The organism is Inquilinus limosus (assembly GCF_002195995.1).
GTDB classification, from domain to species: Bacteria; Pseudomonadota; Alphaproteobacteria; order DSM-16000; family Inquilinaceae; genus Inquilinus; species Inquilinus limosus_C.
Window position 1 is genome coordinate 1 of sequence record NZ_NHON01000232.1, and the last position, 371, is coordinate 371.

A 371-nucleotide genomic window follows, 5' to 3' on the forward strand; every position below is an offset into this window, starting at 1 on the left:
CATCCGCGGCGGTCGTGGTCACGGTCAACGGCGCCGCCTCGGGCGGCGATGCCGCCGGCGACGTCCTCTCCGGCATCGAGAATCTCACGGGCTCGGCCCTCAACGACACGCTGACCGGCGATGCCGGGGCCAACACCCTGGCCGGTGGYGACGGCAACGACACGCTCATCGGCCTCGGTGGTGCYGACACGCTGCAGGGCGGCAACGGCAYCGACACCGTTACCTACGCCGCCTCGGCCGCCGCGGTGGTGGTCAACCTGCTGAACGGGACCGGCACGGGCGGCGACGCCCAGGGCGACACGCTGGCGGCCATCGAGAACACCACCGGCTCGGCCTTCAACGACACGCTGACCGGCAATGCCGGGGTGAAT

The 371-nt window shown here is 71.7% G+C and carries 1 protein-coding gene; it reads left to right on the forward strand.

Features of this window, described 5'->3' with window-relative positions:
* Positions 1–371, forward strand: a 371-nt coding sequence (locus tag BWR60_RS36115; RefSeq protein ID WP_429913065.1) for a calcium-binding protein, incomplete at both ends; no start/stop codon positions are given.